This window comes from Salipiger mucosus DSM 16094 (assembly GCF_000442255.1).
In the GTDB taxonomy this organism is placed as follows: Bacteria; Pseudomonadota; Alphaproteobacteria; order Rhodobacterales; family Rhodobacteraceae; genus Salipiger; species Salipiger mucosus.
On record NZ_KE557285.1, the window covers coordinates 1 to 6,190 of the forward strand.

Annotated in this window: 7 protein-coding genes; 4 read left to right on the forward strand and 3 right to left on the reverse strand. The window is 71.3% G+C overall.

Annotated elements, in window-relative coordinates; genetic code table 11:
• Positions 1 to 237 precede the first annotated feature (237 nt).
• From SALMUC_RS24275 to SALMUC_RS24285, 3 genes are all read right to left on the reverse strand, one after another.
• A complete protein-coding gene (locus tag SALMUC_RS24275) occupies positions 238 to 954 on the reverse strand; it encodes an RlmE family RNA methyltransferase (RefSeq protein ID WP_020043715.1) in 717 nt (238 codons plus the stop codon).
• Between the two features lie 134 nt (positions 955 to 1,088).
• On the reverse strand, positions 1,089 to 2,201 hold the full coding sequence (locus tag SALMUC_RS24280) for a Ppx/GppA phosphatase family protein (RefSeq protein ID WP_020043714.1): 1,113 nt from the start codon (positions 2,199 to 2,201) through the stop codon (positions 1,089 to 1,091).
• A gap of 33 nt (positions 2,202 to 2,234) precedes the next feature.
• Positions 2,235 to 2,927 (reverse strand): sulfotransferase family 2 domain-containing protein, encoded by a 693-nt coding sequence (locus SALMUC_RS24285; RefSeq protein WP_020043713.1) that lies wholly within the window; start codon positions 2,925 to 2,927, stop codon positions 2,235 to 2,237.
• A gap of 224 nt (positions 2,928 to 3,151) precedes the next feature.
• Between SALMUC_RS24285 and SALMUC_RS24290 the strand changes: the two genes are divergently transcribed.
• The 4 genes from SALMUC_RS24290 to SALMUC_RS24305 are packed head-to-tail and all read left to right on the forward strand — an operon-like array spanning position 3,152 to position 6,147.
• Complete coding sequence (locus tag SALMUC_RS24290; protein WP_020043712.1) at positions 3,152 to 3,448, forward strand: virulence factor; 297 nt, start codon at positions 3,152 to 3,154, stop codon at positions 3,446 to 3,448.
• A gap of 27 nt (positions 3,449 to 3,475) precedes the next feature.
• Positions 3,476 to 4,402, forward strand: coding sequence for a methylenetetrahydrofolate reductase (locus tag SALMUC_RS24295; protein WP_020043711.1), 927 nt, complete (start codon positions 3,476 to 3,478; stop codon positions 4,400 to 4,402).
• 18 nt (positions 4,403 to 4,420) lie between these two features.
• Positions 4,421 to 5,083, forward strand: coding sequence for an HAD family hydrolase (locus tag SALMUC_RS24300; protein WP_020043710.1), 663 nt, complete (start codon positions 4,421 to 4,423; stop codon positions 5,081 to 5,083).
• Positions 5,080 to 6,147, forward strand: a complete 1,068-nt coding sequence (locus SALMUC_RS24305; protein WP_020043709.1) for a methyltetrahydrofolate--corrinoid methyltransferase — start codon at positions 5,080 to 5,082, stop codon at positions 6,145 to 6,147. The genes SALMUC_RS24300 and SALMUC_RS24305 overlap by 4 nt, the downstream gene beginning before the upstream one ends.
• Positions 6,148 to 6,190: the final 43 nt, after the last annotated feature.

Sequence of the window (6,190 nt, forward strand, 5' to 3'; positions counted from 1 at the left end):
TCGGCCTGGCTCGCCACCGGCGCCGTGGGGTTGCGCAGCGGGATGCTCACGTCCTGCAGCGGCGCCTCCGCCGCGCAGCCCGCAAGCCACAGGGCCGCCACGAGCCAGGCGCCGCGCAGGGCGCCCCCTCGGCGCATCGGATCTGTCATTCTGCCCCCGTGGCGACGACGCCCGCGGGCGCCCGGTTCCGGCGCGAGACTGCGGCAGGCGGCCCCGGCATGCAAGGCCCGGGCCCGCTCAGCCGCGAAAGCCCGTCGCCACCACGAATTTCTCCGAGGAATCCGCCCGGCTCGCAGGCGGCTTGACGTTGGCCACCTTGTCGAAGCGCTGCTTGAGCAGCTTCTGCAAGCCCTCCTCGGCGCCGCCCGCCAGCACCTTGGCGACAAAGGTGCCGCCCTCCTCCAGCACGTCGAAGGCCAGCTCCGCCGCCGCCTCGCACAGCGCCACGATGCGCAGGTGGTCGGTCTGCTTGTGCCCCGAGGAGGCCGCCGCCATGTCCGACATCACCACGTCGGCCTTGCCGCCCAGCCAGCCCTTCACCTTGTCGTCGGCGCCCTCTTCCATGAAGTCGAGCTGGTGGATCTCCGCGCCCGGCACCGCCTCGACCTCCTGCAGGTCGACGCCAAGGACAAAGCCCTGCGCCTTGCCGGCCCTGTCCCCCAGCGCGTTCACCCGCGGCACCGCCACCTGGCACCAGCCGCCGGGGGCGCAGCCCAGGTCCACGACCCGCGCGCCGGGCACGAGGAAGCGGTATTTCTCGTCCAGCTCGAGGATCTTGAAGGCCGCCCGCCCGCGAAAGCCCTCGGCCTGCGCGCGCTTGACATAGGGATCGTTCAGCTGCCGCTGCAGCCAGCGCGTCGACGAGGGCTTGCGCCCCCGCGCCGTCTTGACCTTGACCTTGAGATCGCGCTGCCCGCGCCCCGAGGTGTTCTTTCCGGTGGGTTTCTTCGCCATGGGCTCGCGGACCCCGCTTTCATCTTTCCAAAAATACGCTCTTGCCGCCCGCAAGGGCGGCCCCCCCCGGGGGGGCACAGCCCCCCTTCATGCTCAGCCCACGCCCGGCTGGGCGCCAGGGGCGGCGCCCCCGCTCAGAGGGGCCCGTCCTCCAGGACCCCGTCCGCCGACATCTGCGCGTAGAGCAGCCCCTCGCGCAACCCGCGGTCGGCCACCGACAGCCGGTCCGTGGGCCAGAGCCGCAGCAGCGCCTGCAGGATCGCCGCGCCGGACATGATCAGCGCCTGCCGGTCCTGCCCGATGCGCGGATCGCGCCGCCGCCCCGCCGGCCCCATCTCGAGGTAGCTGCGGATCACCGCGTCGATCTGGTCCGAGGTCATGCGCAGACCGTCCACCTTGGTCCGGTCGTAGCGCCGCAGCCCCAGGTGCGAGGCCGCCACCGTGGTGACCGTCCCGCTGGTGCCCACGACCTGGAAGCCCTCGCGCGCCTGCACGTCCTTGTAGGGGGCGAATTCCGACAGGTTCTCCTCGAAGAACCAGCTCATCAGCGCGTAGCGCGCCGAGTCGTCCTCCACGTCCGAGAACTGGTCGCGCAGCGTCGCCACCCCCAGCGGGACCGAGATCCAGTCCACGACCTTGGCCGCGGGAAAGGGGCTCTCGGGCGGGTGGAAGCCCGCGTGCAGCCGCATGATCGCCGCCGGCCGGTCGCGCCGCGGCACCGACGACAGGTCGATCCACACCAGCTCGGTCGAGCCGCCGCCGATGTCCACCACCAGCAGCTGCTCGGTCTTGGTCGAGACCAGCGGCGCGCAGGAGATCACCGCCAGCCGCGCCTCCTCCTCGGGCTGGATGATCTCCAGCTCGAGCGAGGTCTCGCGCCGCACCGCGCGGATGAAGTCGCGCGCGTTCTGCGCCCGCCGGCAGGCCTCGGTCGCGATCAGGCGCATGCGGCGCACGCCGTGGCGCTCGATCTTCTGCTGGCAGACCCGCAGCGCCGAGACCGTGCGCCGCATCGAGGCACGCGACAGCCGCCCCGTCCGCTCGAGCCCGTGGCCCAGCTGGACGGATTTGGAGAAGGAATCGACCACATGGAACTGACTGCCCTTCGGCTGGGCAATCAGCATGCGGCAACTGTTCGTGCCCAGATCCAGCGCGGCGTAGAGCGCGTTCGGATCGGGCGGATTCGGCGCGGGGCTTTCGACCGGCTTCGGGAACGCGCCCGCACCCTTGGGACGCCTAGGCGCCATGGTTCTGCGCCTTTTCCGATTTTCAAGTTGCCTTCAGGATACGCGCCGCGCCTCACCCGCGCAAGGGACAGTCACCCGCCCGACGAAGGGGTTTTCGTAAAACCCCGCGAGAAAGTCATACTCCCCTGCGACATGGGCCTCGACCGCCGCCCGCGCCGCCGGGCCCAGGTCCGCCAGCCCCAGCCGGGCGCGGCTGGCATTGCGGTGCCCGACCTCGACCACGCGCCCGCTGCGCCGCGACAGCTCGCGCCCCAGCAGCGGCAGCTCCTCCAGCCGAAAGACCCGGTCGTAGGCGCCCGGGTCCGGCCCGACGAACAGCCGCGCCGGCAGCGCGTGGTGCCGGATCACCGAGGAGGCCGCCATGTAGGCCCGCAGGTTCGCGAAGAAGACATCCGGCGAGGGATCGACCGGCAGGTCCACCCGCCCGCGCCGGATGCTGCGGCAGTTGCGCAGCTCGCCCCGGTCGCGCACGCGGTCGGTATAGACCGACAGCAACCGCGCCAGCGGATCGCGCACCACGCAGAACCGCCAGCAATGCGCCACCGCCGCCCAGCGGTGCGGCCGGAAGCGCCGCGTCGGGTAACGCGCGTGCAGCGCCGCAAGGTCGCCCGCCACGCCCGGCGGCGCCAGAGGGTCGATCTGCGCCAGCGCCGCCTTGACGCTGGAACAGCCCGCCTTGGGCAGCACCATGCAGGCGATGCGATGCGCCCCGACCGCGATGACCATTGCTCCTGCCTCCGCCCGATTCCGACAATCCGCTGCAAACTCCCGCAGAGACGTTGAAATTCTCTCAACACATGGCTGCCACAGTCCCCGAAATGTCACAGCGGCCCGGCAATCGCCGCGACGGGCGGCCGAGGTCGCTGCAAGCGGTCGTCATGTCGAAATCCGACCCTGCGGCATGTCGCAGGGCCGCTACAACGGAGGAAAGCGTTAACGGGAATCAGCCAATGCCCGAGGTCACAATCGTCTACTGGCGCGACATTCCGGCCCAGGTCATCGTGGGCAAGGGCCGTCGCGGCGCAAAGGCTCCGCTGCCCGCGCGCTTCGAGCAGGCGATCGACCGCGCGGCCATGAAGGCGGGGGCGTCCGACACCGACGCCTACCTCGCCGAGTGGCGCAAGGCCCCGCCCTACGACGTCGACGGCGACCCCGCCGAGATCGCGCAGAGCGAGGCCGCGCGCCTCGACACGGACTACGACCAGGATCGCCTCAGGGCCCTGATCGACAACCAAGGACGGGCATGAGCCCCAAGGCACAAGGACGGGTTTCGAATGGCCCTTTTGACGTTCCGCAAGCGCAACGCGCCCGCCCCCATGACGCCGGGGCTCGACAGCCTGCTCACCGGCTACTCGATCGAGGTGATGCCGCGCACCGCCGAAAAGGTCGAGGATTTCCGCGCCCTTCTGCCCGAGGGCACGCGCGTCTACATCGCCCACATCGACGGCACGCCGATCGAGGACATGGTCGCCACCGCCCGCCGCCTCGCCCGCGACGGCTTCGAGGTCATGCCGCATTTCCCCGCGCGCATCATCCCCGACGCGGCGACGCTCCAGGACTGGATCGCCCGCTACCAGGGCGAGGCCGGCGTGCACCAGGGCCTCGTCCTCGCCGGCGGCGTGGCCGAGCCGCGCGGCGCCTTCCACAGCTCGATGCAGCTGCTGGAAACCGGGCTCTTCGACAAGGCGGGCTTCGACCGGCTGCATGTCGCCGGCCACCCCGAGGGCAACCGCGACATCGACCCCGACGGGGGCGAGGAGACGGTCATGCAGGCCGCCCGCTGGAAGCAGGACTTCTCCGAGCGGACCGATGCCCGCATGGCGCTCGTCACCCAGTTCGCCTTCGAGGCGGCGCCGGTGCTCGACTGGGCCGCGCGCCTGCGCGCCAACGGCGTGACGCTGCCGGTGCACGTCGGCCTCGCCGGGCCCGCCAAGCTGCAGACGCTCATCAAGTTCGCCGTGGCCTGCGGCGTCGGCCCCTCGCTGCGGGTGCTGCAGAAACGCGCGATGGACGTCACCAAGCTGGTCCTGCCCTACGAGCCCACCGATGTCGCCCGCGAGCTGGCCGCGCGCCGCGCCGCCGACCCGGATTTCCCGGTCGAGCAGGTGCATCTCTTCCCGCTCGGTGGTATCGCCAAGGCGGCGGAATGGGCCGAGGCGCAGGGCGGCGCAGCGCTGCGGCCCGCCCGCCGCGCGGTCTGAGGAACAGCACGGGACGGCATGGCAAAGGCGCTTCTCTTCGATCTCGACGGCACCCTGCTGATCTCCGACCCGCTGCATTACGCCGTCTTCGCCGAGATGTTCGCCGAGCGCGGGCAGGAACTCACGCCCGCCATCTACGAGAGCCGTATTCACGGCCACCACAACCTCGACACCTTTCCCGGGCTCTTCCCGGGGGAGGATCCGCAGGCGCTGTCCGACGACAAGGAGGCGCGCTTTCGCGACCGCCTCGCGCATGGGACCAAGCCGATGCCCGGCGCGGCCGAGCTGCTGGACCAGGCCGGACAGCGCGGCTGGCGCTTGGCCGTCGTCACCAACGCGCCGCGGGTCAACGCGCACCACATGCTCGAGGCCATCGGCCTGGCGGACCGCTTCGAGGTGCTCGTCATCGGCGACGAATGCGCCCGCGCCAAGCCGGACCCCGAGCCCTACCAGGCCGCCATGCGCAGGCTGGGGGTCACGCCCGCCGACTGCATCGCCTTCGAGGACAGCGCCGGCGGCATGCGCGCGGCGCAGCGCTCGGGCGCCTACCCGGTCGGCATCCGCTCGGGCCTGCCCCACGACCGCCTTGTCGAGGCGGGGGCCCGCGCCACCATCCGCGATTTCAGGGACGACGCGCTGCCGGGCATTCTGGCACGCCTAGGAGGAGAGACCACCCCATGACCAGGACCGTCATCGAATCGCGGACGAAAACCGCGATCATCGGCTTCGACCAGCCATTCTGCGTGATCGGCGAACGCATCAATCCCACCGGCCGGAAAAAGCTCGCGGCCGAGCTCGAGGCCGGCGATTTCTCGACCGTCGAGGCCGACGCGCTGGCCCAGGCCGCCGCCGGCGCCAGCGTGCTCGATATCAACGCGGGCGTGGTCTACAACTCCAACCCCAACCCCAACGAGACCGAGCCGCCGCTCATGCGCAGCATCGTCGAGCTGGTGCAGGGGCTGGTCGACACGCCGCTGTGCATCGACAGCTCGGTGCCCGGCGCGCTCGAGGCGGGGCTCGCGGCCGCGCAGGGCCGGCCGCTGCTGAACTCCGTCACCGGCGAGGAAGAGCGGCTCGAGCTCGTCCTGCCGCTGGTCAAGAAGTACAACGTCCCCGTGGTGGCGATCTCGAACGACGACACCGGCATCTCCGAGGATCCCGACGTGCGTTTCGCCGTCGCCAGGAAGATCGTCGAGCGTGCCGCCGACTTCGGCATTCCCGCGCATGACATCGTGGTCGATCCGCTGGTCATGCCCATCGGTGCGATGGCCACCGCCGGGCAGCAGGTCTTCGCCCTCGTGCGGCGCCTGCGCGACGAGCTGGGCGTCAACACCACCTGCGGCGCCTCGAACATCTCCTTCGGGCTGCCCAACCGGCACGGGATCAACAACGCCTTCCTGCCGATGGCCTATTGCGCGGGCATGACCAGCGCGATCATGAACCCGATCGCCCTGCCCGTCCCGCCCTCCAAGATCGCCGCCAAGCGGGCCGAGCTCGAGGCCGCCGGCGTGACCCTGCCCGCCGACATGGACGACGAGACCTTCTGCACGCTCTTCGGCCTCGGCTCGACCAAGGCCAAGCCCGGCTCCGAGATGGCGGCGATCCGCGCGGCGAACCTGCTGGTGAACCAGGACGCCCACGGCGGCGACTGGATCCGCTTCAACAAGGCGCTCGAGGCCGGCGCCGACGCCGACTCCACCGCCCGCGGCGGCCGCGGCGGCGGACGCCGCCGCCGCCGGGCCTGAGGGCTCACACCCCCGGCAGGTCGATCAACAGCGCGGCGTGGTC